Annotated in this window: 23 protein-coding genes; 10 read left to right on the top strand and 13 right to left on the bottom strand. The window is 73.1% G+C overall.

All coding sequences use genetic code 11. The features are described 5' to 3' along the window. Positions 1 to 73 precede the first annotated feature (73 nt). The 3 genes from AB0J53_RS00925 to AB0J53_RS00935 all read left to right on the top strand — a co-directional run bounded on the left by AB0J53_RS00925 (position 74) and on the right by AB0J53_RS00935 (position 3,700). Positions 74 to 1,930, top strand: coding sequence for a protein kinase (locus AB0J53_RS00925; protein ID WP_364167641.1), 1,857 nt, complete (start codon positions 74 to 76; stop codon positions 1,928 to 1,930). Positions 1,931 to 2,007: 77 nt separating this feature from the next. Beyond that, a complete protein-coding gene (locus AB0J53_RS00930) occupies positions 2,008 to 2,364 on the top strand; it encodes a hypothetical protein (protein ID WP_357584525.1) in 357 nt (118 codons plus the stop codon). Beyond that, entirely contained in the window at positions 2,354 to 3,700 is a 1,347-nt protein-coding gene (locus AB0J53_RS00935) for a hypothetical protein (RefSeq protein ID WP_364167643.1), read from the top strand. The genes AB0J53_RS00930 and AB0J53_RS00935 overlap by 11 nt, the downstream gene beginning before the upstream one ends. A gap of 30 nt (positions 3,701 to 3,730) precedes the next feature. Here AB0J53_RS00935 and AB0J53_RS00940 read toward each other — a convergent pair whose 3' ends face one another. The 3 genes from AB0J53_RS00940 to AB0J53_RS00950 form a co-directional block, all read right to left on the bottom strand. After that, positions 3,731 to 4,216, bottom strand: a complete 486-nt coding sequence (locus AB0J53_RS00940) for a carboxymuconolactone decarboxylase family protein (protein WP_364167645.1) — start codon at positions 4,214 to 4,216, stop codon at positions 3,731 to 3,733. A 74-nt stretch (positions 4,217 to 4,290) separates the two neighbouring features. Beyond that, a complete protein-coding gene (locus AB0J53_RS00945) occupies positions 4,291 to 5,112 on the bottom strand; it encodes an alpha/beta fold hydrolase (protein ID WP_364167647.1) in 822 nt (273 codons plus the stop codon). Continuing rightward, positions 5,087 to 5,575 carry a hypothetical protein gene (locus tag AB0J53_RS00950; protein ID WP_219518195.1) on the bottom strand — a complete coding sequence of 163 codons (489 nt, stop codon included), beginning with the start codon at positions 5,573 to 5,575 and terminating at the stop codon, positions 5,087 to 5,089. Before AB0J53_RS00950 ends, AB0J53_RS00945 begins: the two co-directional genes overlap by 26 nt. 83 nt (positions 5,576 to 5,658) lie before the next feature. Here AB0J53_RS00950 and AB0J53_RS00955 point away from each other — a divergent pair, with 83 nt between their 5' ends. Continuing rightward, entirely contained in the window at positions 5,659 to 6,000 is a 342-nt protein-coding gene (locus AB0J53_RS00955; protein WP_364167649.1) for a sigma factor, read from the top strand. 98 nt (positions 6,001 to 6,098) lie between these two features. Here AB0J53_RS00955 and AB0J53_RS00960 read toward each other — a convergent pair whose 3' ends face one another. After that, on the bottom strand, positions 6,099 to 6,497 hold the full coding sequence (locus AB0J53_RS00960; protein ID WP_364167651.1) for a hypothetical protein: 399 nt from the start codon (positions 6,495 to 6,497) through the stop codon (positions 6,099 to 6,101). Between the two features lie 235 nt (positions 6,498 to 6,732). Between AB0J53_RS00960 and helR the strand changes: the two genes are divergently transcribed. Both helR and AB0J53_RS00970 read left to right on the top strand, forming a co-directional pair. Then, entirely contained in the window at positions 6,733 to 8,874 is a 2,142-nt protein-coding gene (gene helR / locus AB0J53_RS00965; RefSeq protein ID WP_364167653.1) for an RNA polymerase recycling motor ATPase HelR, read from the top strand. Between the two features lie 89 nt (positions 8,875 to 8,963). Beyond that, positions 8,964 to 9,863, top strand: coding sequence for an alpha/beta hydrolase (locus AB0J53_RS00970; RefSeq protein ID WP_364167655.1), 900 nt, complete (start codon positions 8,964 to 8,966; stop codon positions 9,861 to 9,863). A 6-nt stretch (positions 9,864 to 9,869) separates the two neighbouring features. Here AB0J53_RS00970 and AB0J53_RS00975 read toward each other — a convergent pair whose 3' ends face one another. The 3 genes from AB0J53_RS00975 to AB0J53_RS00985 all read right to left on the bottom strand — a co-directional run bounded on the left by AB0J53_RS00975 (position 9,870) and on the right by AB0J53_RS00985 (position 12,742). Next, a complete protein-coding gene (locus tag AB0J53_RS00975; protein ID WP_364167657.1) occupies positions 9,870 to 10,985 on the bottom strand; it encodes a hypothetical protein in 1,116 nt (371 codons plus the stop codon). After that, a complete protein-coding gene (locus AB0J53_RS00980; protein WP_364167659.1) occupies positions 10,982 to 11,467 on the bottom strand; it encodes a SigE family RNA polymerase sigma factor in 486 nt (161 codons plus the stop codon). Before AB0J53_RS00980 ends, AB0J53_RS00975 begins: the two co-directional genes overlap by 4 nt. 75 nt (positions 11,468 to 11,542) lie before the next feature. Further along, the gene (locus AB0J53_RS00985) at positions 11,543 to 12,742 is read right to left on the bottom strand and encodes a cytochrome P450 (protein WP_364167661.1); all 1,200 of its coding nucleotides are present in this window, start codon (positions 12,740 to 12,742) and stop codon (positions 11,543 to 11,545) included. 141 nt (positions 12,743 to 12,883) lie between these two features. Here AB0J53_RS00985 and AB0J53_RS00990 point away from each other — a divergent pair, with 141 nt between their 5' ends. Continuing rightward, positions 12,884 to 16,036, top strand: coding sequence for a BTAD domain-containing putative transcriptional regulator (locus tag AB0J53_RS00990; RefSeq protein WP_364167662.1), 3,153 nt, complete (start codon positions 12,884 to 12,886; stop codon positions 16,034 to 16,036). Here AB0J53_RS00990 and AB0J53_RS00995 read toward each other — a convergent pair. From AB0J53_RS00995 to AB0J53_RS01005, 3 genes are all read right to left on the bottom strand, one after another. After that, positions 16,020 to 16,781, bottom strand: a complete 762-nt coding sequence (locus AB0J53_RS00995; protein ID WP_219509225.1) for an ABC transporter permease — start codon at positions 16,779 to 16,781, stop codon at positions 16,020 to 16,022. The genes AB0J53_RS00990 and AB0J53_RS00995 overlap by 17 nt on opposite strands. Then, complete coding sequence (locus tag AB0J53_RS01000) at positions 16,778 to 17,719, bottom strand: ATP-binding cassette domain-containing protein (RefSeq protein ID WP_219509226.1); 942 nt, start codon at positions 17,717 to 17,719, stop codon at positions 16,778 to 16,780. The genes AB0J53_RS00995 and AB0J53_RS01000 overlap by 4 nt, the downstream gene beginning before the upstream one ends. A gap of 80 nt (positions 17,720 to 17,799) precedes the next feature. After that, positions 17,800 to 18,984 carry a cytochrome P450 gene (locus AB0J53_RS01005; RefSeq protein WP_364167665.1) on the bottom strand — a complete coding sequence of 395 codons (1,185 nt, stop codon included), beginning with the start codon at positions 18,982 to 18,984 and terminating at the stop codon, positions 17,800 to 17,802. Between the two features lie 87 nt (positions 18,985 to 19,071). Between AB0J53_RS01005 and AB0J53_RS01010 the strand changes: the two genes are divergently transcribed. After that, positions 19,072 to 19,707 carry a helix-turn-helix domain-containing protein gene (locus AB0J53_RS01010; RefSeq protein ID WP_364167667.1) on the top strand — a complete coding sequence of 212 codons (636 nt, stop codon included), beginning with the start codon at positions 19,072 to 19,074 and terminating at the stop codon, positions 19,705 to 19,707. On the opposite strand, the gene AB0J53_RS01015 is transcribed toward AB0J53_RS01010, so the two are convergent. Further along, positions 19,685 to 20,557 (bottom strand): alpha/beta hydrolase, encoded by an 873-nt coding sequence (locus AB0J53_RS01015; protein ID WP_364167669.1) that lies wholly within the window; start codon positions 20,555 to 20,557, stop codon positions 19,685 to 19,687. The two genes, AB0J53_RS01010 and AB0J53_RS01015, sit on opposite strands and share 23 nt — an antisense overlap. Before the next feature lie 315 nt (positions 20,558 to 20,872). Further along, a complete protein-coding gene (locus tag AB0J53_RS01020) occupies positions 20,873 to 22,282 on the bottom strand; it encodes a cellulase family glycosylhydrolase (RefSeq protein ID WP_364167671.1) in 1,410 nt (469 codons plus the stop codon). Between the two features lie 370 nt (positions 22,283 to 22,652). Here AB0J53_RS01020 and AB0J53_RS01025 point away from each other — a divergent pair, with 370 nt between their 5' ends. Beyond that, entirely contained in the window at positions 22,653 to 24,203 is a 1,551-nt protein-coding gene (locus tag AB0J53_RS01025) for a carboxylesterase family protein (RefSeq protein ID WP_364167672.1), read from the top strand. Between the two features lie 39 nt (positions 24,204 to 24,242). On the opposite strand, the gene AB0J53_RS01030 is transcribed toward AB0J53_RS01025, so the two are convergent. Continuing rightward, the gene (locus AB0J53_RS01030) at positions 24,243 to 25,310 is read right to left on the bottom strand and encodes an NAD(P)-binding domain-containing protein (protein ID WP_364167674.1); all 1,068 of its coding nucleotides are present in this window, start codon (positions 25,308 to 25,310) and stop codon (positions 24,243 to 24,245) included. A gap of 59 nt (positions 25,311 to 25,369) precedes the next feature. Between AB0J53_RS01030 and AB0J53_RS01035 the strand changes: the two genes are divergently transcribed. Continuing rightward, a complete protein-coding gene (locus AB0J53_RS01035; RefSeq protein WP_246645880.1) occupies positions 25,370 to 25,687 on the top strand; it encodes a metalloregulator ArsR/SmtB family transcription factor in 318 nt (105 codons plus the stop codon). Positions 25,688 to 25,732: the final 45 nt, after the last annotated feature.

Below are 25,732 nucleotides of genomic sequence, written 5' to 3' on the forward strand. Positions count from 1 at the left end.
GCGCGATCCCCCGAACAAATCAGCCCGAACGTCACTATTGTGATCGAAGCATCTTCAGGGGGAGGGCGGGCGGATGGCGACGGACGGGGCCCTGGGCAGCCGTTACATCCTCGTGGAGCAGATCGGCGCCGGCGGGATGGGGACCGTCTGGCGGGCCAGGCACCGCGACACCGGGGAGATCGTCGCCGCCAAGCTCCTGCGCGAAGGGCTCGCCGCCGATCGCGACCTGGTGCTCCGGTTCGTCCAGGAACGCAATGTGATGCTCAACCTGCGTCACCCCAACATCGCCACCGTGCGCGACTTCGTCGTCGAGGGCGACCGGCTGGCGCTGGTGATGGACTTCGTCGAAGGCGGCGACCTGCGCACGCTCCTTCATGAGCGCGGCACGCTGTCGGCCGCCGAGGCCGCCCGCATGGTGGCCCGGATCGCCGGAGCGCTCGCCGCCGCGCACGACATGGGCGTGATCCACCGCGACGTCAAACCCGGCAACATCCTGATCGACGCCGCCACCGGGCAGCCCAGGCTCACCGACTTCGGCGTCGCCCGCATCGTCCACGGGCCCGGCCTCACCCAGACCTCGTCGATCATCGGCACCCCCACGTACCTGTCGCCCGAGGTGGCCGACGGCACCACGCCCACCCCCGCCGTGGACGTGTACGCGGCCGGACTGATCCTGTACGAGCTGCTCGCCGGACGGCCTCCGTTCGTCGGCGAGCATCCGATGGCGCTGCTCAGGCAGCACGCCACCGCCGCGCCCCGGCGGCTGCCCGGCATGCCCGACGTCCTGTGGACGCTCATCACCGCAGCCACGGCCAAGGACCCCGCAGCCCGCCCCACGGCGGCCGGCCTGGCCGAGGCGCTCACCTCTGCCGCACCGTCGCTGGCCGGCCTGCCCGCCCTGCCCCCGGTCGGCATGGAACACCCGCCGCCGGCCACCTCCCAGCCTCTGCCCGGCCCGTACGAGCCGCCCGTGGCAGCCGAGCCGCAGGACGCGCGCACCCGCCCGCCCGCGCCCACCGGAACGCCGGGCACAGGCGGGACGCCGGGCACAGGCGGAACACCGGGCACAGGCGGAACACCGGGCACAGGCGGAACGCCGGGCACAGGCGGAACGCCGGGCGCCGGCGGGACGGGCGCCGTGGAGACGTCGCCCGGGCGTGGGGACGGCGGGCGGCGCGAGGCCGGGAAGGGGGCGGGGCGGTCGCGGCAGCGCGTCCTGGTCGGCCTGGCCACCGCGGCGGCCCTGGTCGTGAGCGCGGGCGCGCTCGTCGTCGTCGCGCCGTGGCGGGCCCAGACCGTCGGCGCCGTGAGCGAGGCCACCGTCGAGGCCACCATCGAGGCCCAGGCCCCCGCCACCGCCTCCACGAAGCCCGAGGTCCCGGACACCCCCACGTCGAAGGTGCTGCCGATCCGCAGCCACCCCCCGAAGACCCCCACCGCCGAGCCCGCCACCACGCGCCCCGCGCCGGAACGCACGACCCGCTCCCCCAAGCCCAAGCCCAAGACCTCGCCGCCCACGTCCGCCGACCCGGAGGACCCGACGACCGCCGAGCCCGAGACCCCGCCCCCGGCCGCCGCCGTGAACTGGCGGTGCCGCGACTGGTTCTCCCCCACGCCCGGGCTGCAGATGTCGCCCTGCATGGCGCAGGTCGGGGACGAGTTCCGCCTGATGGGCCGGATCAGGGGCTCCGCCTCTCTGCGCTCCGACATCCACGTGCAGCTCTACAACACCGACGCCGAGACGAACCTGTCGCAGCCGTTCCTCTGCGCGGGCGTCGCCCCGGCCCGCGACGGCGCCATGGTGACCTGCGGCCCGTTCACCGCCACGGCGTCCCGTACCGGAGCCAAGGTCGACGTGCGTCAGCGGTGGCGCAAGTCGGGCACGGCGTCGTTCAGCGGCGGGGTGGAGAGCCCGTGGGTCGTGTGGTAGGAAGCGTTTCCTGACACCCCGCCGGGCGATGCCTCATGCTGGAGCTGGATCAGCTCCCTGAGCAGAGGAGAGGCCAGATGCGGGTGGAAGTCCGGGTGGTCCCCACAGGCGAGCTGGTCTCGCTGACGCGCTGGCTGCGCAGCCAGCGCCCGCTGCAGGGCCGGGTCGACCCGGTCGGCCGCCCGCCGGGCCGTGAGGAGCTCGGCGGCGCCGTCGAGCTGCTCAGCATCGCCGTCGGGTCGGGCGGCGCGGGCATGGTGCTGGCCAGGGCGCTGACGACGTGGCTGACCAACCGGCACGCCGACGTGTCCATCACGCTCACCACCCCGGAACGCACCGTGACGGTCGAGGCCAAGCGGGTCGGCGACGCGCTGCCCCTGCTCCAGGAGGTGCTGGACCAGGCCGACCGGGCGAGCGCGGGCGATGCCGGCTGACCGGCGCCGGAGCGGCGTCTCCCATGCCGTCCTCGTCGCGACCTCCGTGCACCGCGACGAGAGCCTGCCCGACCTGCCCGCCGCCGCCAACAGCGTCCTGGGGATGCGCGCGGCGCTGACCGACCCCGCCCTGTGCGGCTGGCCCGCCGGTGAGGTCACCGTCCTGCACAACGAGGGCGACAGCCGCGTCGTGGCGCAGCGCATCCGGCAAGTCGCCCGGGAGACGACCGGGGTGCTGCTGCTGTACTTCGTCGGGCACGGCATGCTCACCGCCGAGGGCGAGCTGTGCCTGGCCCTGGCCGACACCACCGCGGCCGACCCCGACCTGACCGGCCTGGAGTACTCCCGCATCCGCACCGCGCTGCGCGACAGCCCGGCGGCGGTGAAGATCGCCGTGCTCGACTGCTGCTACGCCGGATCGGTCATCCAGACCGAGACCCTGTCCGCCGGGCTGTCCGCCGGGCTGATCGCCGACCAGAGCGACGTCCGCGGCGTCTACACGCTGACCGCCAGCGACCTGGCGGCGCACGTCGTGCCGTTCGGGGAGCAGGTCGACGCCTGCACGTCCTTCACCGGGGAGCTGCTGCGCCTGATCAGGGGCGGCCTCCCGGGCGAGCCCGACCCGCTCACGCTCGGCGTGCTGTACGGGCACCTGCGCCACCGGCTGCGGGCCCGGGGGCTGCCCGACCCCAACCAGCGCGGCACCGACAACGCCCACGACTTCCCCTTCACGCGCAACGCCGCCCGCACCGGCGCCCGTACGCCGCCATCCCGCGAGCTTCCGATCGTCCAGGCCGGGCAGGGGCGGACGTTCGCGCCGAGCCGGGGGCTGGGCTGGATGTGGTGGCTGGTCTCGCTCCTGCCGCTCGCCCTGGCCGGCGCCTTCATCTGGCTGATCGCGGGCTCGTTGAAGGCGCCCGGCCTCCTCCTGGCCATCCTGACGGTGATCGGCATCGTCGGCTGCGCCTACTCGTTGGGGCTGTTCGTGAACATGGTCCAGCGGGGCAACCAACGCATGCGCCGCCGCCTGGCCCGGCTGCTCATCGTGAACACCGCCGGGATCGAGGTACGGGTGCGGGACCAGCGGTGGCACTACCGGTGGGCGGACGTGTCCCGGATCGCCGAGCGGCGGCGCAACTTCCGCCGCTACATCTGCATCGACCTCAAGCCCACGATCATGCTGCCGTCGGCGCAGCGCAACGGCGACTTCAGCCCCCGGTACGACCCGGGCCGCGGCGAGGTCCTGTTCACCACGCTCAGCGGCTACCGGGCCCGCCCGGAGGAGATCGTCCGCGAGATCGCCCAGTGCGCCGGCCCCAAATGGGTGCAAGATTGACGCCCACCCGGGACGCGCCGGTGGCGCGTTTCAGCCGGTGTAGTTCTTGCCCAGCGGCCTGCCGGGGATCGGCCTGGCGATGAGCGCGACGGGGATGAAGAAGCAGATCTGGCCGATCGCCAGGGTCAACGTCCACAACGCCTTGTCGTCGTAGTGCGCCGCCGCCCTGGCGTACAGCTCGTCGGGCACCCGCTCCCCCGACGGGCTCGGCGTGAGCACGGCTTCCACCAGCTCCAGCGCGACCCGTTCCGCGTCGGTGAAACAGGGGGCGTCACGCCACGTCGCCACGGCGGTGATGCGCTCCTCGCTCTCCCCCGCCTTGCGGAGCAGGCCACTCTGCCGGACCGCGTGGTAGGTGCTGCCCACGATCTGCCCGGCACGCAGCTGCATCAGGTGGACGGTCGCGTCGGGGACGGCGCCGTTCCGCACGGCCTTGGTCATGCCTCCGGCGATCGGCCCCACTTCGGGAATGAAGCGGGAGGGATCGGGCAGCCGGGACTGGAGGGCGTCGGTCATCAGGAGTCTTCCTCTCGGTGGCGGGCTTTCCGGCTCCGACGAGACAGCCGCCACCGATGTGAGCCCGAGCGGCGTCAGGCGAGGAAGCCGCCGATCAGCGCGGCCACGGCGGCAGGCTGTTCGGCGAGCATGTCGTGGCTCGCCTCCAGCTCCCTGACCTGGAGGTGGGGCGGCAGGCCGGCGAGATCGCGGCGCACGCCCCGCCGGAACGCCACCATCAGCTCTCCGCCCGGCATCCCCGGCGGGTCCTGGGTCGGGATCACGACCAGGGCGTCGCAGGTGACCTGGCGCAGCAGCGGGATCGTGTCGCGGAACTCCGGCGAATAGCGCACCGCCGCCAGGAGCTCGCCGCCGGGCCTGGCGTAGACCTCGCCGTCGCGTTCGACGCGCGCCCTGGCCGGGAACAGCGGCCCGAGCCCGTCGGGCAGCGGCCCGGCCAGGGCCGCCACCTGCGCGTCGAAGGCGGCCTTGAGCGCCGCCAGCTCCCGGTCCCGCGTCGCGGCGTCCAGGCCCGGGTAGTTGCCCGGGGCGCTCTCGGCGGATCGCAGCCCGTCGAGGTTGACAATGGCCGGGCACTCGGGGTGACGCCTGGCCCACAGCACGGCGAGCATGCCGCCCAGCGAGTGGCCGACGACCGCCGGGTTGCCCAGGTCCAGGTGTTTCACCACCGCTTCGAGGTCGTCGAGCACCCGGTCCCACTCCCACGGGCCGTCGCCGGACAGGCCGTGGCCCCGCAGGTCGAGCGCCACGGCGCGGTGGCCGGGCAGGGCGACGGCGTCCCACGCCTCCAGCGTGCCGCCGAGGCCGTGCAGGAGGAGCATGGGATCGCCGGGGCCGCCGTGGTCGCGTACGGCCAGGGGGATGTCGTGGTCAGTGATCGTGACGTCGGACGCCATGTCGCTCCAGAGATCGGTTCAGCCGGGCGCGGATGGAGCGCGTGGTCACGCCGCCGTCGGGGTGCCGGTCGAGCTTGCCGCGTTTGACGAGGTCGTGCACGCCCTGCCGGGTGATGCCGAGCATCGCCCCCGCCGTGGCGTACGGCACCGCCTCCTTGCCGGGGTGGCCCGCCCGCCTGGCCACGGCCCGGCCGAACGCCGTGCCCCACCAGGCGTCGGCGGGGTCGAACGGGCCGTCACCGGGGAAGACGGCCGCGACCAGCCGCGCCGCCGCCCGGACCGCGAGGGCGTCGTCGGGGCCGAGCAACTGGGCGGCCCACACCTCCGCCTCGATCCGCAGCCGTGCCCGTACGGGCTCCACCTGCTCGCCGGAGCCGAACAGGATCTCCAGCGGGTCGACGATCCGCCTTTCGACCAGCTCGACCAGCTCACGCACCAACGCCACGTGCTCACGCGTACTCACTTGACATACGATAGCAAGTACTTGCGCTCAAACGTCAAGTAGTGGCGGAGGCAGCAAACCGGGGCGCCGGGCGTCTCTGGAGTATGGAAGTCGAGCTGCTCTCCGGCGGAGAGCCGACGGCGCGGGAACGCGTGGACCTCGCGGAGATCTTCGCCGCGCATCATGTGGGGCTGGTCCGGCTGGCCCTGCTCATGGTGGGCGACCAGGCGAGCGCCGAGGACGTCGTCCAGGACGCCTACACGCGCATCCACGCGGGCCGGGTCACGCTGCACGACCCCGGCCGCGCCCTGGCGTACGTACGGTCGGCGGTGCTCAACGGGTGCCGGTCGACGCTGCGCCGCCGGGCCGTCAGACTGCGGCGCCCACTGCCGTCTGAAGCTGCGGGAGGGCGCGTCCTGGCGCACGATGGCCGACACGGTACGTGACCTGCGCGGCGTCGCCACCGTGGTCAACCAGCAGTGCGTCAGGGAGCAACGCGGCTCCACCCTCACCCACTGCGCCACAAGCTGACGCCCGCCTCAGGTCAGCGGTCGAACCAGTGGGCCGCCGGAGTCCTGAGCAGCGCGACGACGATCGCCAGGGGCAGGATGATGCCCGGGCTGATCGGGGTCAGCCAGCTGAATTCTCCGTCGATGGCGGTCAGGATGAGATTGCTGGCGAGCAAGACCGTTTCGAACGCGATGCCGCCCCAGCGCACCCATTTCCGCCGGGACGACCAGCGAGAGATCAGCACGCCCATGAGAACCACGGTCGCGAAGGATACGAGCAGCAGCGCCGCCACCCTCGGCTCGCTGAACATCACCGTGATCACCGGTGAGATGAGCACAAGGCCGAAGAGGCTGAAGGCCAGTTGCACGATCAGGATGACCCTGGCGGCCCGTACGAGGCCGGGCATCTGCTCGGTTTTCACGATCGCCGTCACACGATCATTCTGCCCAAGTATTCATGCACATGCACGACATAGCGGGACAACAAAAACAGCTAAGCAGCGAGAAGGGGATGGCCACGCCTCTCCACTCTTAACGTATAGCGGAGCGGGGGGCTTGCCGCAAGGCCCCGGTCATGCCGCACAATGGCACGCCGAAGCCACAGCCGGCCTGGGGAAACGGCGGACGACGCGCGTCCGCGAGCCAGGCCCCAGATCGGAGCGTTTGCCTGTGACCCCGCTGACCACCAGCGTGTTCGACCTTCCCGCCCGCCTCGCCGCCAAGGCCGACCCGAAGCTGATAGCCGGGGACGAGCGGCACTTCGCGGCCATCGCGGAGAGCCTGGACCGGTCGATCGCCGACCTGTCCGCCCGGCTCGACGCCGCGCGCAGGGCGCCGGGCGGCAAGGGGCGGCAGGCGCTCGACCGGGACCTGGAGGTGCACCGGCTGGCGGCCAGGCTGCGGGCGCTGCGCCGGTTCGGGCTGGACCTGTGCCTGGGGCACATGGTGAGCGAGGACGATCCGGAGCCGGTGTACATCGGTCGGCTCGGCCTGACGGACAGCGAGGGCCGCCGGCTGCTGCTGGACTGGCGTTCGGCGGCGGCGGAGCCGTTCTTCGGGGCGACGCACGGCAACCCGATGGGGTTGGCGAGCCGCCGCCGCTACCGGTGGACCCGGGGCCGGATCAGCGATTACTGGGACGAGGTGTTCACCGCCGACGGATTCGACGGGCATGCCGCGCTCGACGACCAGTCGGCCTTCATCGCCAGTCTGGGGAGCAACCGGTCGCCCCGGATGCGGGACGTGCTGGGCACCATCCAGGCCGACCAGGACGCCATCATCCGCGCCGGTTCGAGCGGCGCCCTGGTGGTCGACGGCGGGCCGGGCACGGGCAAGACGGTGGTGGCGCTGCACCGCTCGGCCTATCTGCTCTATTCGGACCCGCGGCTCGGTCACCGCCGGGGTGGCGTGCTGTTCGTCGGCCCGCACCAGCCGTATCTGGCGTACGTCGCGGACGTGCTGCCCAGTCTCGGGGAGGAGGGCGTGCAGACGTGCACGCTGCGCGACCTGGTCGCGGAGGGGGCCGAGGCCGGGGTGGAGGCGGACCCGGAGGTGGCCCGGCTGAAGGCGTCGGCGGAGCTGGTGCGGGCGATCGAGCCGGCCGTCAGGTTCTACGAGAACCCGCCCACGACGGGCATGACGATCACGACGCCCTGGTCGGACGTGTGGGTGAGCGCGGAGGACTGGGCGGACGCGTTCGACGCGCCGGAGCCGGGCACCCCGCACAACGAGGCGCGTGACCGCATCTGGGAGGAGCTGGTCACGATCGTCCAGGACAAGCACGAGCAGGAGGTCTCGCCGGATCTGCTCCGCAGGTCGCTGTTGCGCAACCGGGAGCTGCTGACGACGTTCAACCGCGCCTGGCCGGTGATCGAGGCGGCCGACCTGGTCGGCGACCTGTGGACGGTGCCCGCGTACCTGCGCAGGTGCGCGCCTTCGCTCAGCGTCGAGGAGATCAGGAAGCTGCAGCGCGCGGAGCCGCAGGCGTGGACGGTGTCGGACCTGCCGCTGCTGGACGCGGCGCGGCAGCGGCTGGGCGACCCGGAGGCGTCCCGGCACAGGCGCCGCCGGGAGGCGGCCGTCGCCGCCGAGCGCGCCCGCGTGTCCACGGTCGTCGACGCCCTGGTCGAGGCCGACGACGACGGCGAGGGCGCGGTGACGATGCTGCACGGCCAGGATCTCAAGGACGCTCTGGTCGACGAGAACGCGGTGCCGTCGGTCGAGCCGGACCGGCTCGCGGGCCCGTTCGCGCACGTGGTCGTGGACGAGGCCCAGGAGCTGACCGACGCCGAATGGCAGATGCTGCTGCTCCGCTGCCCGTCCAGGAGCTTCACCATCGTCGGCGACCGCGCCCAGGCCAGGCACGGGTTCACGGAGTCGTGGCAGGAGCGGCTCGAACGGATCGGGCTCGACCGGATCACCCTGGCCTCCCTGAGCATCAACTACCGGACGCCGGAGGAGATCATGACGGAGGCGGAGCCGGTCATCCGGGCTGCGCTCCCGGACGCCAACGTGCCGACGTCGATCCGCAGCAACGGCCTGCCGGTGGTCCACGGGCAGGTGCCGGAGCTGGACGCGATCCTGGACGGCTGGCTGGCCGAGCATGCCGAGGGCATGGCGTGCGTGATCGGCGATCCGGCCTTCCGGGGCACGCCGCGCGTCCGGTCGCTCACTCCGGAGCTGTCGAAGGGGCTGGAGTTCGACCTGGTCGTGCTGGTCCGGCCGGAGGAGTTCGGCGAGGGCGTCGAGGGCGCGGTGGACCGCTACGTGGCGATGACCCGGGCGACGCGGCAGCTCGTGGTCCTGACCTGAGGCGGCGCGCCGAACGGTGCGCCCCGGGGGCGCGAATCCCGACGGTTGGCGGATGATCGGGCCACAGGCCGACGCCGAGGATTATCGGCATGGATCCCGAACTCGAACCATTCGTCCCTTTGCTGCCCGCGGCCGAGTACGCCGACCCCGTCACCGAGCGCAAGGCCCTCGCCGAACTGGTCGCCTCGCTGCCGGAGCCCGACGTCTCGGCCCTGGAGATCACCGACCGCGTGGTCCCGGCGGACCCGGACGTTCCCGTACGGATCTACCGGCCGCAGGAGGCGCAGGGCGGCGTCGTCGTCTGGATGCACGGCGGCGGGTGCATCGTCGGCGACCTCGACACCGAGCACCGCTGGGCGGCCACGCTGGCCGCCGAGTCCGGCGCCGTGGTGGTCTCGGTCGGCTACCGGCTCGCCCCGGAACACCCGTTCCCCGCCCCGTTCGACGACGCCTACGCCGCGCTGGTCTGGGTCGCCGCGAACGCCGCCGAGCTGGGCGTCGACCCGGACCGGATCGCGGTCGGCGGCATGAGCGCGGGCGGCGGCCTCGCGGCCGGCGTGGCGCTGCGGGCCCGCGACGAGCAGGGGCCGCCGATCCGCTTCCAGCTCCTCACCCAGCCCAGCCTCGACGACCGGCAGCGGACCTGGTCGGCGCGGAACTTCACCGGCACCCCGAGGGCGAACGCCGCCAGCCTGACGGCCGCCTGGCGGCTCTACCTCGGCGGCGCGCCCGCCACCCCGTACGCCGCCCCGGCGCGGGCCGACGACCTGTCCGGCCTGCCGCCCGCCTACGTAGCCACCGCCGAGTTCGACCCGGTGCGCGACGAGGGCATCGACTACGCGCTGCGGCTCATGCAGGCCGGTGTCCAGGTCGAGCTGCACCAGTGGCCGGGGACGTTCCACGGCTCGTACGCGATCATGTCGGCCGGGGTGTCGCAGCGGCAGAACGGCGAGCTGTTCGCGGCGCTGCGCCGCGCCCTGGCCGGCTGACCGCGCTCACCCGCTGCGCAGCGAGTAGGCGGTCACGTCCGGGCGCAGGTCGGCGACGCGCGACAGCGCGCCGGTGGCGAGGTCCCAGCCGAGCAGCCGGTCACCGCTCTCGACGAGCACGGTGCCGTGGCGGGCCCAGCCGCGCACCGGGCAGCCGCCCTTGCCGCACCGGGCGCCGGGCAGGAGCAGCGTCCTGACCACCCGCCCGGTGGCGGCGTCGGCCACGACGACCGCGTCGGCCCGCCCCGGACGCTCGCCGGGGGCGCGTCCGGGCACCGCGACCAGCCCGTCGCGCTGCCATCCGTGACGGCCCGGGACGGCCGTGGCCGGTCCGCCGTCGACGGCCAGCTCCACCTGCGTCGCGCCCTCCCTCAGGAACGTCCGGCCGCCGATCGGCACGATCCGCAGGTCGCGGTAGCCCGCCACCCCGCCGAAGCCCCGGTTCGGCTGCCGCGTCACCTCCCCGGTGGCCAGGTCGAGCAGGTAGTCCGCCTTCTCCTGCTCGACGAGCAGCCGCTCGCCGCGCCACAGCACCACCGCGTTGCGCCCCGGCACCGGGTAGCGCCTGGTCTGGCCGATGACGAGGTCGACGACCACCACCTCGTCCTTCTGCGGGAAGGCGGCCATCGTCCCGTCGGGCGCGAGCGAGTTGGGCCGCAGCGGCGTCCCGCCGTCGCCCGCCCGGCCCAGCTTCACGTCGAGGGGGAAGCGCCCGCCGGACTTCAGCACGTGGACGCGCCCGTCGCCGAACTCGGCCAGCGCCAGGACGGGCCCGGGGACCGTGCCCACGACGGGGATGGCGGCCCAGCGTTCCGGCAGCGCGGTCGCCGCCGCGGGCAGCGCCGCCTCATCGCCGGCCGGCGGGGCGGTGTCGAGCACGGGGCCGGGCGAGGCGGCAGGCGTCGGCCGGCCCGTGACGCCGCGCTCGGCCTGCTCCGGGCCGGTCACCACGTTCGCCGCGACGACGAGCCCGGTGACGGCCGTCGCCGCCGCGAGCACCGTCCACCGGCGGCGGGCCCGGCTCCGCGTGCCCTGCCGCCACAGCTCCCCCGCCCTGGACGACCCCTCGGGCAGGGTCTCGGCGAGCTCGCCGAAGAGCTCCCGCAGCCTCTGGTCCGTCATACCAGCACCTCTTCCAGCTCGGGAGCGACCTCGCGCAGCCGTTTCAGCGCCGCGTGCGTCTGGCTCTTGACCGTCCCGGGCGAGACGCGGAGGATCGCGGCCACCTCCGTGACGGGCAGGTCCTCGTAGAAGCGCAGCACCAGCACCGCGCGCTGCTTCACCGGCAGCCTGGCCAGCGCGCGGGCGAAGAGCACCTTCAGGTCCGTCGCCGCCGCGCTGTCACCGTCGGCCCGGTCGGGCTGCTCCCCGTACGCGAACTCCCGCTGCCGCCGCCACTTGGACGCGACGTCCCGGTACAGGGTGGTGCGCACGTAGCCGACCGGGTCGGTGTGCACCTTCGGCCACCGGCGGGCCAGCTTGATCAGGGCGTCCTGGAGCACGTCCTCGGCCAGGTGCGGATCACCGCTGATGAGGACGGCGGCCCGCAGCAGCCGCCGGTACCACGCGGCGACGAAGGCCTCGAACGCCTCGGAGTCCGTCATACAGACAAGACGCCCGGGAGGGGGTGAAAGGTTGGGACGTCAGCGAAGGTCAGGTGCAGACGCGGGTGGATCCGGTCAGGCGTCCCAGGTGACGGGCAGGCTCTTGACCCCGTAGATGTCGGCGGCCTCCGGGCGCAGGGGGATCTCGCCGGCGGGCACGGCCAGGCGCAGCGTGGGGAAGCGCCCGAGCAGCGCGGGCAGGGCGACGCGCAGCTCGACGCGGGCGAGCTGCTGGCCGAGGCACTGGTGGATGCCGTGGCTGAAGGCCAGGTGGCCGCCGTCCTGGCGGCGCAGGTCCAGCTTGTGCGGGTCCGGGAAGCGCTCCGGGTCGCGGTTGGCGGTGTTGATGGACACGATGACCGTCGAGCCTGCCTTGATCGTGTGGCCGCCGAGCTCGACGTCCTCCAGAGCGACCCGCATGAACGTCTTGGCGACGCTCAGGTAGCGCAGCAGCTCCTCCACGGCCCCCTCGACGAGGGTGGGATCGGCGCGCAGCGCGGCGAGCTGATCCGGGTTCTCCAGCAGCGCGAAGGCGCCGAGCGCGATCATGTTGGCGGTGGTGTCGAACCCGGCCGACAGCAGGATCAGGGCCATGCCCTTCAGCTCCTCGTCCGTGAGGTCGCTGTCGGTCAGGTCGCTGAGCAGGTCGTCGGTGGGGTTGGCGCGCTTGGCCGCGACCAGCTCGGCGAGGTAGTTCTGGACGCCCAGGTAGGCCGCGATCAGCTCCTCGTCGCCCACCTCGCCGCCGAGGAACTTGTCGATCTGCTCCTGGAAGAAGCCCCGGTCCTCGTACGGGACGCCCAGCAGCTCGCAGATCACGATGGCGGGGATGGGCTTGGCGAACGCCGTCACCAGGTCCGCCGCCGGACCGGCCTGCTCCATCGCGTCCAGGTGCGCGGCGGTGACCTGCTCGACGCGCTCGGTCAGCAGCCGCATCCGCCGCACGGTGAACCGGCCCACCAGCGGCTTGCGGTAGCGGCTGTGCCTCGGCTCGTCCATCAGCAGGAACTCGCCGGGCGGCGCGGGCGGCACCTCGATGTCGCCGTAGTCGATCGTCGGGTGGTGCTTCATGAACTCCTTGCGTGAGCTGAACCGCGCGTCGGCCAGGACGGACCGGACCAGGTCGAAGCCGGTCACCAGCCAGCCCTGGTGTCCGTCGGGGAACGGGTAGCGGCTGATCGGGCTCTGCTCGCGCGCCTCGACGAGCTCCTTGGGCGGGTCGAAGGGGCAGCCGGCCTGACGGGCCGCGGGCATCGTGGTGACGGTGTGTTCCATGCTCTTTCCTCCCTGGCGACAGGACTTCACCTTCGCCTGCCGCGCTGACATCGGGCCGTCGCCGCCCTGACACGACCGCTGACGGCGCCCGTACGCGCTCGCCGTCGCGGCTGGTCTTCGCGATTCGGCACAATTGCTGATGTGCGAGTCGGATTGCTCGGGCCCTTCGAGGTCCGTAACCGTGACGGGGCCGTGGTCGAGGTTCCCGGGGTTCGGCTGCGCGCACTGCTGGCCGCGCTGGCCCTCGAAGCCGGCCGGATCGTCACCCGGTCGAGGCTGGTCGACTGGATCTGGGGTGAGCAGCCGCCCGCCGACGAGGTGAACGCCTTGCAGGCGCTGGTGTCCAGGCTGCGACGGGTGCTGCCCGACGGGGTGATCGAGGCGGAGTCCGGCGGCTACCGGCTGGCCGTCGACCCGGACGCGGTGGACGTGTGCCGGTTCGAGCGGCTGGTCGCCCAGGCGCGTGGCGCCGAGCCCGCGGCGCGGGCCGAGCTGCTGCGCTCGGCCCTGGAGCTGTGGCGCGGCCAGGCCCTGGCCGACATCGCGCTGCGTGACAGCGAGGCGTTCGACGCCGTGGTCACGCGGCTGGACGAGCTGCACGTGGCCGCGCTCGGCGACCGCGTCGACGCGGACCTGCGGCTCGGCCGGGGATCGGAGCTGGTCTCCGAGCTGACCGACCTGGTGGCCACGTACCCGCTGCGCGAGGGGTTCGTGGCGGGCCTGATGCGGGCGCTCGCCGAGGCGGGGCGCGCGACCGAGGCGCTGGCCGTCTACCAGCGGACGCGCGAGCGGCTGGCCGACGAGCTGGGCGCCGACCCGTCGGCCGAGCTGTCCGCGCTGCACACCGCGCTGCTCCGCGGCGAGCTGGGCGAGCGGGCGGAGAACCGCAGGACGAACCTGCGGGCCGGGCTGTCGAGCTTCGTCGGCAAGGACGCCGACGTGTCGGCGGTCGCCGGCCTGTCCGTCAGGCACCGGCTGGTCACGCTGACGGGGCCGGGCGGCTCCGGCAAGACCCGGCTGGCCACGGAGACCGCGCGGACGATGCTCGCCGAGCTGCCGGACGGCGCGTGGCTGGTGGAGCTGGCCTCGGTGCAGGCGGGCGGCGAGCTGGCGCAGGCCGCGCTCACCGCGGTCGGCCTGCGCGACCAGGCGGTGGTCGGTGACGCGCGGGGCGGCGAGCCGATGGACCGGCTCATCACGGCGCTGCGCGAGCGCACGGTCCTGCTGGTCCTGGACAACTGCGAGCACGTGATCGAGGCGGCGGCGGCGTTCGCCGAGCGGCTGCTGGGCGAGTGCCGCAGGCTGCGCATCCTGGCCACGAGCCGGGAGCCGCTCGGCATCACCGGCGAGGTGCTGTGGCAGGTCGAGCCGCTCGCGCTGCCCGCCGAGGGGGCGGACGCCGCCGGGATCGAGTCCTCGCCCGCGGTGCGGCTGCTGCGCGACCGCGCCGACCTGGTGCGCAAGGACATCGGCTCCGACGCGGACACGCTGGCGGCCCTGGCGCGGATCTGCCGGGCGCTCGACGGGATCCCGCTGGCGATCGAACTGGCCGCGGCGCGGCTGCGCACCATGTCCGTCGACCAGCTCGCCCGCCGGCTCGACGACCGCTTCCGCCTGCTGACCGGCGGCAGCCGGACGGCGCTGGCCAGGCACAAGACGCTCCGCGCGGTCGTCGACTGGAGCTGGGACCTGCTGACGGAGGCCGAACGCGCCGTGCTGCGCCGGTTCTCGGTGTTCGCGGGCGGGGCGACCCTGGAGGCGGCCGAGCAGGTCTGCGGTGACGGGGAGACGGCCGGGGAGGCGGCCGGGGAGCAGGTCTTCGACGTGCTGACCGCGTTGATCGAGAAGTCGCTGCTGCTCTCCGACGACGACGGCACCCGCTACCGGATGCTCAACACCATCAGGGAGTACGCGGCCGGCCGGCTCGACGAGGCCGGGGAGAGCGAACGGGCGCGGCGGGCGCATCTGGCCTACTTCACCGAGCTGGGCCGGAGCGCCGACCCGCACCTGCGCACGGCCGCGCAGCTCGAATGGCTGGCCACGCTGGAAGCCGAGCACGACAACATCGGCGCGGCCGCGCGCGGGGCGATCGCCGAGGGCTGGGCCGAGGAGGCGATGCGGCTGGTCGGGGCGGTGGGCTGGTTCTGGTTCCTGGCCGGGCACCGGGCCGAGGGCACCGAGCTGGCCGTCGCGGCGGCCTCGCTGCCCGGCGAGGTGGCCGACGAGACGCGGGCCGTCGCGTACACGATCGTGACCGTGTTCCTGACGTCCGGGGTCGGCGGCGACCAGTATCAGGCGCGGGAGTGGATCCAGGAGGCGCACCGGATCACCGAGCGCCACGGCCTGCGCCATTCCATCCTGGGGTTCGTCCGGCTGTGGGAGCGGATGCTGCGGGACCCGACGGGGTTCCTGCCTGCGCTGGAGCCGCTGATCAGCGACGAGGACGCCTGGGTGCGGGCGCAGGCGCGGCTCGCGCGCGGCCGGCTGCGGCTGACGCTCAGCGGCGACGAGACCGGCGTCGACGACGACGCCGAGATCGCGCTCGCCGAGTTCCGTTCGCTGGGCGAGCGGATGGGGATCTCGCTGTCGCTGACCCTGCTGGCCGACCGGCTCGCGATGCGCGGCGAGCTGGCCCGCGCGTGCGAGCTCTACGAGGAGGCGAGCACGGCGCTGACCGAGCTGGGCGTGAACGAGGAGGTCACCAGCCTGCGCTCGCGGCTGGCCCACCTCTACTGGCTGCTCGGCGACGAGCGGGCCAGCGCGTCCGCCATGGCCGAGGCCGAGCGCTACACGGGCGAGATCGCCTGGCCGGAGACGTCCGCCGAGCTGGAGCTGGCCAAGGCGCAGCTCGCCCACTGGCGCGGCGAGGCGGACGAGGCGCGCCGGCACCTGGCCACCGTGCGGGCGATGCCGGGCGTCCACGAGCTGAGCGTCATGGTGCACGCCAAGGTCAGCGACCTGTACGGCTATCTGACCGAGGACCTGGAGCAGGCCCGCGCGCACCGGGCGGAGGCGTTCCGCCTGGCGGCCGAGACCGCCTACCCGCCGCTGATCGCCCTGGTGCTGGTCGGGGTCGCGGACCAGGCGTTGCGCCAGGGCGAGTACGAGCAGGCCGTACGGCTGCTCGCGGCGAGCGACGCCGTGCGCGGCACGCCGGACCTGTCGCAGCCCGACGCCGCCAGGATCGCCGCGGACGCGCGAGGACGCCTCGGCGAGACCGCGTTCGCCGAGGCGTCAGGCGCCGGCCGGGAGGCCGACTGGCGCGAGCTGGCGGGCGTCATCCTCGCTTCGTGAAGGACGCCCGCGCCCACACGTAGCCGACCAGCATGGTGCCCGCGCACCAGGCGATCGCCGTGACGGCCGAGCTCGCCGACGGCGCGCCGGTCAGGAACCCGCGCAGGGCCTCGATGATCGAGGTGAACGGCTGGTACTCGGCGAACTGCCGCGCCCCCGCGCCCATCTTCTCGGCGGGCACGAACGCGCTGCTCAGGAAGGGCAGGAGCATGAGCGGGACGCCGATCAGGCCCGCGCTGGCCGGTGACTTCGCCGCGAGGCCGAACGCGATGGTCAGCCAGCCGATGGCCAGCACCGTCAGCACGACGATGCCGATCGCGCCGAGCCAGTGGAGGAAGCTCGCCGAGGGCCGGAACCCCATGAGGAACGAGACCCCGACGATGAGCGCGATGGCCACCAGGCTGCGCAGCATGGTCCCGATCACGTGCGCGTTGAGCACGGCGGCCCGTGACACGTGCATGACGCGGAGCCGGTTGATGAACCCGGTCGTCATGTCGGAGTTGACGGCGATCGCGGTGGGGCTGATGCCGTAGCAGATGGTGGTCATGATGAGCCCGGGGGTCGCGTAGTCCGCGTAGTCGACGCCGACGCTGAACGCCCCGCCGAGGATGTGGACCATCAGGAACATCAGCACGATCGGCATGATCACGGCGTTGAACAGCGCCAGCGGGTTCCGCAGCGTGTGCCGGAAGTTGCGCCGCAGCATGGTCGCCGAGTCCGTCAGGGTGGCCGAGAAGCCGGTCATGCCTTGATCTCCTTGTCGGTGTGGCCGGTGAGGGCCAGGAAGACGTCGTCCAGGTCGGGGGTGTGCACCGAGAGCTCCTCGGCCTCGACGGCGTGGGAGTCGAGGCGGTCGAGCAGGGCGCGCAGCGACCGGACGCCGCCGTCGCCGGGCACCCGCAGGGTCAGCTCCTCCTCGTCCGTGGCGGATCCGGCCAGGACGCGGGCCGCGGTGTCGAGCGCGCGCCGGTCGGCGAACCGCAGCCGGACGTGGCCGCCCGGGACCCGGCGCTTGAGCTGGGCGGCGGTGCCTTCGGCGACCAGCCGGCCCCGGTCGAGCACGGCGATGCGGTCGGCGAGCTGGTCGGCCTCCTCCAGGTACTGCGTGGTGAGGAAGATGGTGGTGCCGTCGGCGACCAGCTCGCGGATGATCTCCCACATGGTGCGGCGGCTGCGCGGGTCGAGTCCGGTCGTGGGCTCGTCCAGGAAGATGATCTGCGGCCCGCCGACCAGCGTCATCGCCAGGTCCAGCTTTCGGCGCATGCCGCCGGAGTAGGACGACGCCGGCTTGCCCGCCGCCTCCGCCAGGTCGAACCGGCCGAGCAGCCGCCGGGTGATCCGCCTGCCCTCCGCCTTGGGCAGGTGCAGGAGGTCCGCCATCATCAGCAGGTTCTCCTCGCCGGTGAGCAGGTCGTCCACCGAGGCGAACTGCCCGGTCACGCCGATCGCCGCCCGCACCGCCCGGGTCTGCGTGGTGACGTCGTGCCCGGCGACGAGCACCTGGCCGGCGTCGGGGCGCAGCAGGGTGGTGAGCACGTTCACCGTCGTGGTCTTGCCCGCGCCGTTGGGCCCGAGCAGCGCGAAGATCGTGCCGGCCTGGACGCGCAGGTCGACGCCGTCCAGGACGATCTTGTCCTTGTAGGCCTTCCGCAGCCCCGTGGCCGCGATCGCTGTGCCGTTCATGGGGATGACGATGGCCGGTCGGCCTGACACCCGGCCGCCGCCGGGCTGACGCGCGTCCCGTGAGTGGCGTCAGGGCGCGTTCACCAGGTGATCGGCAGCGCGGTCAGCCCGCCGGTGAGCACGTGCGGGTTGAAGGTCAGCTCGTCGACCGCGCAGCCCAGCCGCAAGGTGGGGAAGCGGGCGGCGAGCTGGGAGAAGACGGCCTTCAGCTCGATCCGGGCGAGCGGCGCGCCGATGCAGTAGCGGGCGCCGTGGCCGAACGTCAGGTGCGGCGCGGCGGGCCGGTCGAGGTCGAAGCGGTCCGGGTCGGCGAACACCGACGCGTCGTGGTTGGCGGCCCCGAGGTCCAGCAGCACCAGGTCGCCCTCCCGCACGCGCACGCCGGCGATCTCCAGGTCGGTGCGGGCGTAGCGGGGGATGCCGCCGCCGCCCAGGCCGGGCGCGCGCAGGATCTCCTCCACCGCGGCGTCGATCCGCGCCGGGTCGTCGACCAGGGCCTGCCATTGGCCGGGGGTGGCCAGCAGCCACAGCACGCCCAGGCCGATCGCCGTCACCGTCGTCTCGTGGCCGGCGAACAGCAGCGTCATGCCCATCGCCGCCGCCTCGTCGTCGCTCACCCCGTCGGTGGCGGCCAGCCGGGAGATCACGTCGCCGTCCGGGTCGCCGGCGGCGCGCTTGCGGGCCACCAGGTGCCGCCCGTAGCCGAACAGCTCGGCCAGCCCCTGCTCGGAGCGGGTCCGGTCGGTGACGTCCCCGGCGGCCTGCGTCCAGGCGCGGAAGCGGGCCCGGTCCTCGTACGGCACGCCGAGCAGCTCGCAGATGACCGCGATCGGCAGCGGCAGCGCCAGCGCGGCGTGCAGGTCGGCGGGCGGCCCGGCGGCGGTCAGCTCGTCGAGGAGCTGGGTGGTCAGGGTCTCGACCCGGCCGGTCAGGGCGCGCATCCGCTTGGGCGAGAAGTGCGGCTGGAGCAGCGAGCGCATCCTGCGGTGGTCGGCCTGCTCGGTGTCGAAGTCGCCCATCGGGCCGCCGAACAGCGCCGACTCGCCGGTGCGGGAGGCGCGTGCGGGCTCGCGGTGGGCGCGGCCGAGCCGGTCGTCGTCCAGCAGCAGGCGTACGTGCTCGTACGCGGTGACGTGCCAGCCGGGGTCGCCGACGGCGGTGCGGATGGCGTGGATCGGGCCGCGGGACTGCAGCTCGCGCAGCAGGGGCGCGGGCCGCATCGGGTCGGGCTGCTCGTACGGGAGCCGAACGGGTGTGGACGGCATGACCCCTCCAGGAGGTAGACGCAGCTTTGTATACTCCAACGTCTAAAAAGCTACATGTATACTTTGCCTTCTACAAGTGGAGGGTCGATGAGCAAGCCCGAGGCCGGGCCGGCCGAGCCGGTGCGCAGGATGCGCCGCGCGGAGCGGCGTGAGCAGATCCTGGACGCGGCCACCCGCGCCTTCGCCCGCGCCGGCTATGCCGCGACGGGCCTGGACGACATCGCCGCCGAGGCCGAGCTGACCCGGGCGATGCTCTATCGGCACTTCGACTCCAAGGCCGGCCTCTACCGGGCCGTGCTCGACCGCGCCTGCGCGCGGCTGGCCGAGGCCACGGGCGGCGACGACTACGACGACGACGCCATTCCCGCGCTGCTGCGGGCCGCCGGCGCCGACCCCGACGGGTTCCGGCTGCTGTTCCGCCACGCGGCCCGCGAGCCCGACTTCCGCGAGCTGATCGACACCATCACCGACGCCTCGCGCGAGGTCGCCCGCCGCAACCTCGCGCGCCGCATCCCGGCCGGGCCGTGGCTGGACTGGGCGGCCAACCTCGTCCCCGCCTTCACCCTGGAGGCCGTCATCGCCTGGCTGGACGCCGGCCGGCCCGACCCCGAGCAGGCCGCCGCCCGCATCGCGGCGGCCGTGCACGGCGTCATCGCCGCCGCCCAGCCCGCCGCCCAGCCTGCCGGGCTGCCCGCCGGGCTCAGCGCGCGGGAAGCCTCGTGACCCAGTCCGTGAGGCGGCTCAGGAAGGCGGCCGCCGTGGGCAGGTGCGCGTCCTCGGCGAAGAGCACGGCCGCGTGGAAGGCGTGCGGCATGCCCTCGTAGACGTCCACCTCCATCGGGACGCCCGCCCCGGCGGCGCCCTCGGCGAACCGCCGGGCGTCGTCGAGGACGATCTCGTCCCCGCCGACCGGGAGCAGCATGGGCGGCAGCCCGCGCAGATCCCCGTAGATCGGCGACTGGGGCGCCTGGTCCGGCCGGGCCCCGCCGAGATACTGCGTGGCGATCGGGCCCAGGATGGCCGGGTCGATCGAGTCACGGCCGTTGCCCGCCGGCTTCGCCGCCAGGTCGGTGATCGGGGAGACCGGGACGGCCCCCACCGGCATCGGCTCCCCCGCCGCGGCGAGCCTCAGCAGCGCCGAGAGGATCAGGGTGCCGCCGGCCGACTCCCCGACGAGCAGGATCTTCCCGGCGGGCACGCCCTGCGCCAGCAGGCCGCGGTGGACGGCCAGCACGTCCTCGACCGCCGCCGGGTACGGGTGCGCCGGGGCCAGACGGTAGTCCACGGCCAGGGCCGGGCGGCCGGTGGCCTTCGACAGGCGGCAGGCCATGATCCGCTCCATCGCCGGGTTGCTGAAGGAGAAGCCGCCGCCGTGGACGTAGACGGTCACGCCGTCCTCGATCGTCGCTCCGCCCGAGGTGACCCAGGTGGCGGGCACCCCGCCGGTCTCGGGCAGGAGCGGGCGCAGCTCGGCGTCGCCGTCGAGGACGGGCGGGTCGGAGAAGACCTGCTGCATCCTCGCCCGTACGGCGTCCGATTCGTGCTGGGAGGCGGGGACATGGGTGATGGTCAACAAAAAGAAAGCCCTTTCGGCCACGTGAGAAGGACCGCGCGCAGGCGGTGAAGAATGTGGGACGAGCAGTGCGGAAACCGGCGCGCGTCAGCGACCCGTTCGCGAACGGGAAGGGACGGGAAAGGGCTCGGCGATGACGCGCGGGCGCGACGAGATCAGGCGCGACCTGTGGTGAACGAGTCCACGGCGATCATCTCCCTGTATACGGTGCCGCCCACCCGCGGCCGTCTTCCCGGCGGCGTCACGCGACACGCCGAACATTAGAAACGCGCGCCGATCGGTTGTCAAGCCGCGGGTGGGGGTCGTCTCGTTCCGTCAGAAGTCGTCGGCGGTGCGGATCCGGTCGCGGACCCAGACGCCGGCCTCCTTGAGGTTGGCCGTCCCGGCGAACGGGCCGCCCGGGCAGGTCCCGGTCTTGAAGACGGCGCCGGTGCGGAAGTCGTCGGAGAAGTTCCAGTTCACCCAGCTGATCTTCTTCTGGGCCATCAGGTCGAGATACTGCTGCGACCTGGTGAAGTTGTTGCCGCCGTCGCCCGAGGCCGTCTGGGTGCCGAACTCGGTCACGAAGATCGGCAGCCGGTCGGCGGCCCGGGACAGCGTGCTCAGGTACTCGGACCCGTGCGAGGCCGCGTAGAAGTGGAACGTGTACATGATGTTGGCGGCGTTGACCGGGTTCGCGATGATCTCGCTCTCGTCGCCGCCGCCGGAGACGCCGAGCGACGACCAGGCGCGGGTGCCGACCAGGATCGGGGCGTCGGCGTCGTGCTGGCGGATCACCGGGATGAGCTGGTGGGCGTAGTTGCGGATGACGGACCAGGTCACGGCGTCACCGTTCGGCTCGTTGGCGATCTCGTACAGGACGTTGTCCTTGCCGTCGTGCCGCTGGGCGATCTCGGTGAAGAACGTCTTGGCCCGGCTGAGGTTGTACATCGGGTCGCCGGGGGTGAGCATGTGCCAGTCCACGATCGCGTACATGCCGCGGGCGGTGGCCATCTCGATCAGGTTGTGCACCCGGTCGGTGAACAGCCGGGGGTTGGTCTCGTAGCCGCCCTCCTGGACGTACATGGAGATGCGCAGGACGTCGGCCTTCCAGTCGGCGGCCAGGGCGTCGAGCGAGGCGCTGTTGAGGCACTGGTTGTACCACTGGATGCCGTGGCTGCTCATGCCGCGCAGCTGGATCTGCTTGCCGTTCTCGTTGCAGAGCTTGATGCCGCACACGCGCAGCTGCCCGTTGGCCTCGACCGGGGTGTCCCCGCCGCCGCCCGTGACGGGAGCGCCGTAGACCTCCAGCTCCCACAGCGAGTAGCCGTACGGGGTGCCGCGCTGGGTGCCGTGGACCCGGACGTACCGGCCGGTTCCGGTGACCGTGAGGTCGTCGGTCGCCCCGTCGCCGGAGGCCGTGGTGTAGACGTCGCTCCAGGTGGAGCCGTCGGCCGAGGTCTGCACCCGGTAGGACTTGGCGTAGGCGACCTCCCAGGTCAGCCGTACGCGGGAGATCGTGTGCGCGGAGCCGAGGTCGACGCGGATCCACTGCGGGTCCACGCCCTCGGCGCTGGCCCAGCGGGTGGCCGGGTCGCCGTCCACCGCCTTGCCCGGCTCCAGGCCGGCGGCCTCGACCGAGGAGGCCGTCACGCTCTTGCCCTGCGACACCAGCGGGTCCGCCGCCGCCGCGCTCGCGCCTGACGGCGCGAACAGTGCGGCCACGACGGCCAGAACTGTGATCACTGCACTTCGCCTCACGAACAGCTCCGATCCTTGGGGGAGGGGTCCGATTAGGAAGGTTTACTAACTTGACGCGGAGCCTAAATTGACACCGGACCTTACACAAGACCCAAAGTTCCAAAGAGGCTGTATCCCGACATCGGACGCAGTCGGCAGCCGTGAGTTGGTAAGGAATGCTTACTCAGCTGCCCGGCAAGTCCGGACAGAAATCCTGAGGCAACAGATCGTCATGCTTCGTCAGGCCCAGATCCGGCGATCATCACTCCGGGTAATCACCCAGATGCCTGGCCGCGGCTTGTCGGCCTGGACGGTGCTCCGGGGACGGCCGGCCCCTTGGCGAGCGTGCACCGACCTGACCCGGCCGAGGAGTGCCATGTCGCCCACCACCGTTGAGGTGCCCACCGTCCACGGCCCCGTCCTGGGCCTCACCGAGAACGGGATCGCCGCCTTCCGCGGCATCCCGTACGCCGCCGCGCCCGTCGGCCGGAACCGGTTCGCCGCGCCCGTGCCGCCCAGGGCGTGGAGCACGCCGCTGCCCGCCCACGCGTTCGGCCCCACCCCGCCGCAGCCGCCGCTCAAGGGCCGCCTCGGCGAGCTGTTCCGCAACCCGGTCGTCCCCGGCGACGACTACCTCAACCTGAACGTGTGGACCAGCGCGCCCAACTCCGACGCCGCCCTGCCGGTGCTCGTGTGGATTCACGGCGGCGCGTTCACCACCGGCTCCTCCGCGGTGACCACCTACGACGGCGCCACCTTCGCCCGCGACGGCGTCGTCTGCGTCACCGTCAACTACCGCCTCGGCGTGGACGGCTTCGCCTACATCGAGGACGCGCCCGCCCCGGCCAACCGCGGCCTGCTCGACCAGATCTTCGCCCTGGAATGGGTGCGCGACAACATCGCCCGCTTCGGCGGCGACCCCGGCAACGTCACCGTGGCGGGCGAGTCCGCCGGCGCCATGAGCGTGCTGACCCTGCTCTCCCTCGACCGCAACCTGTTCCAGCAGGCCATCGTCGAGAGCGGCAGCGCGCACATCGGCCAGACCGTCCAGGACGCCGCCCTGGTCACCGCCGCCGTCGCCACCCGGCTGAACGTGCAGCCCACTGCCCAGGCGCTCGCCGCCGTGGACACCGCCGCCCTGATCGCGGCCCAGGCCGAGGTCAGCGACGACGTCACCTCCAGCGCCGACCCCGAGCGCTACGGGGCCAGCACCATCGCCTCGTGCGGCATGTCGTTCATGCCGGTCATCGACGGCCAGGTCGTGCCGCGCCTGCCGATCGACGCCATCGCCGACGGCCGCGGCGCCGACGTGACCCTGCTCATCGGCACCACCGTCGAGGAGTTCAGGACCTTCGTCGTCCCCACCCCGATGGTGGGCTGGCCCGGCGACGCGGCGTTCCGGACCAGGACCGAGGCGTACGGGGCTCCGGCCGGCTTCTACGACCGCTACGCCGAGACCGACGTCGCGCCGTACCCGCGCAACGCCCCGTCCGGCATCGCCTGCGCGACGCTCACCGACCGCGTGTTCCGCATCCCGACCTACCGCATCGCCGAGGCCCGCATCGACGCGCCCGCCGACACGTACGTCTTCGAGTTCGGCTGGCGCTCACCCGTCACGCCCAACATCCTCAGCGTCAAGCTGGGCGCCTGCCACAGCCTGCCGCTGCCCTTCGCCTGGGACACGCTCGCCAACCCGGACAGCGCCGCCTTCACCGGCCCGAACCCGCCCCAGGCCCTCGCCGACGCCCTGCACGGCCGCTGGGTCGAGTTCGCCGCCACCGGCCGGCTCGGCGAGTGGGCCACCTACAACACCACCGAACGCCCGGTGATGACCTTCTACCGCGACAACAAGCCGGACAACGTCATCGTCTACGACCCGCGCCGCGACGAGCGCGAGATCTGGAAGAACGACCTCAACCCGAGCTGACCCGCCCGGCCTCGCCTGCGGCCTCTGACCGACAGCGGATCAGAGGCCGTAGGCGGTGAGGGCGCCGCCGGCGTAGGCGGCGACGGGGGCGGCGACGTGGTCGGCGTCGCGGTGGACGCCGCGCAGGGTGTTGGAGGCGAACGAGCGCTGGAACTCCAGCCCCACGTAGGCCAGTCCCGGGGTGGTGATGGAGATGCCGCCGTCGTGCAGCGGGAGCCCGCGCTCGTCCAGGGCGCCCAGGGGCCGCAGGTAGTCCAGGTGGGGCAGGTAGCCGGTGGCGTAGATGACGGTGTCGACGGGTTCGCGGCTGCCGTCGGCCCAGACGACCCGGTCGCCGTCGAACGCGGTGAACATGGGGCGCCGGTCCCAGCGACCGGCCTCCAGTGAGGCGGCGTAGTCGCCGGTGTCCATGACCAGCGTCCCGGTCGCGATGCGGGCCAGCCAGGGCGGCGGCAGGGTGTCGAAGCCCGTGGTGGTGTGCCAGTGGTGCGCGTCCCGGCCGGCGATGATCTGCGGGAAGAACCGGATGGGCGCCCGGGTGGCGAGGGTGACGGTGGCCGTCCTGGCGAGCTCGTAGCCGATCTGCACGGCGGAGTTGCCCGCGCCGACCACGACGACGCGCTGTCCGGCGTGCTGCCCGGGGTTGCGGTAGGCCGCGGCGTGGAGTGCCCGGCCGGTGAAGCCGTCCTGTCCGGGCAGGATCGGGACGTACGGGTTGCCGAACGAGCCCGACGCGGCCACGACGCTCCGCGTGTGGAGCGGGTCGCCCTTCGCGGGGTGGACCAGGAAGCCGCCTGTCCCGTCGGGGCGCACGGCGGTGACGCGGACGCCGGTGCGGATCTCCACGTCGAGGCTGTCGGCGTAGCGCCGCAGGTAGGCGGCGGCCTCGTCGCGGGTCGGGTAGTGGTCGGGGTCGCCGGGGAACTCGTGGCCCGGCATGGCGCTGTAGCGGGCGGGCGAGAACAGCGTGAGGCTGTCGTAGTAGTGCGGCCAGGAGCCTGCCGGTTCCGGGCCGGCTTCCAGGATGACGGGGGTGCGGCCACGCAGGCGCAGGGCACGGGCGGCGGCGAGACCCGACTGGCCGCCGCCGATGACGATGGTGTCCATGCCGCCGCATCGTATCGTCAAATCGGGAAATCACAATATGATGAGCCCGGGGTGATGCTATGACCATGACGACGGACGGGATGGGGCTCAGCGCCGAGGCGCGCGGCTTCCTCAAGGCGATGGCCAGCGAGACCCGCCAGCAGATCATGGGGCTGTTCGCCGGCGGCGCGGAGCTGACCGTGGGCGAGGTCGCCGAGCGGATGTCGCTGGCCCAGTCGGCCACCTCCACCCACCTGGCGACGCTGCGCGACGGCGGCGTGCTCACCTCGCGCCGGGAGTGGAAGACGGTCTACTACCGCGCCGACCCGGCACGCATCGGCAAGGCGCTGGCCGATCTCCAGGCCGCGCTGAGCACCTGCTGCCCGCCCGCTCCTTGATTTGACATTCTTCTAATCAGGGTTGCATGCTGCTGCTGGTTACTT

It is taken from the genome of Nonomuraea sp. NPDC049725, from assembly GCF_040674795.1.
GTDB classification, from domain to species: Bacteria; Actinomycetota; Actinomycetes; order Streptosporangiales; family Streptosporangiaceae; genus Nonomuraea; species Nonomuraea ceibae.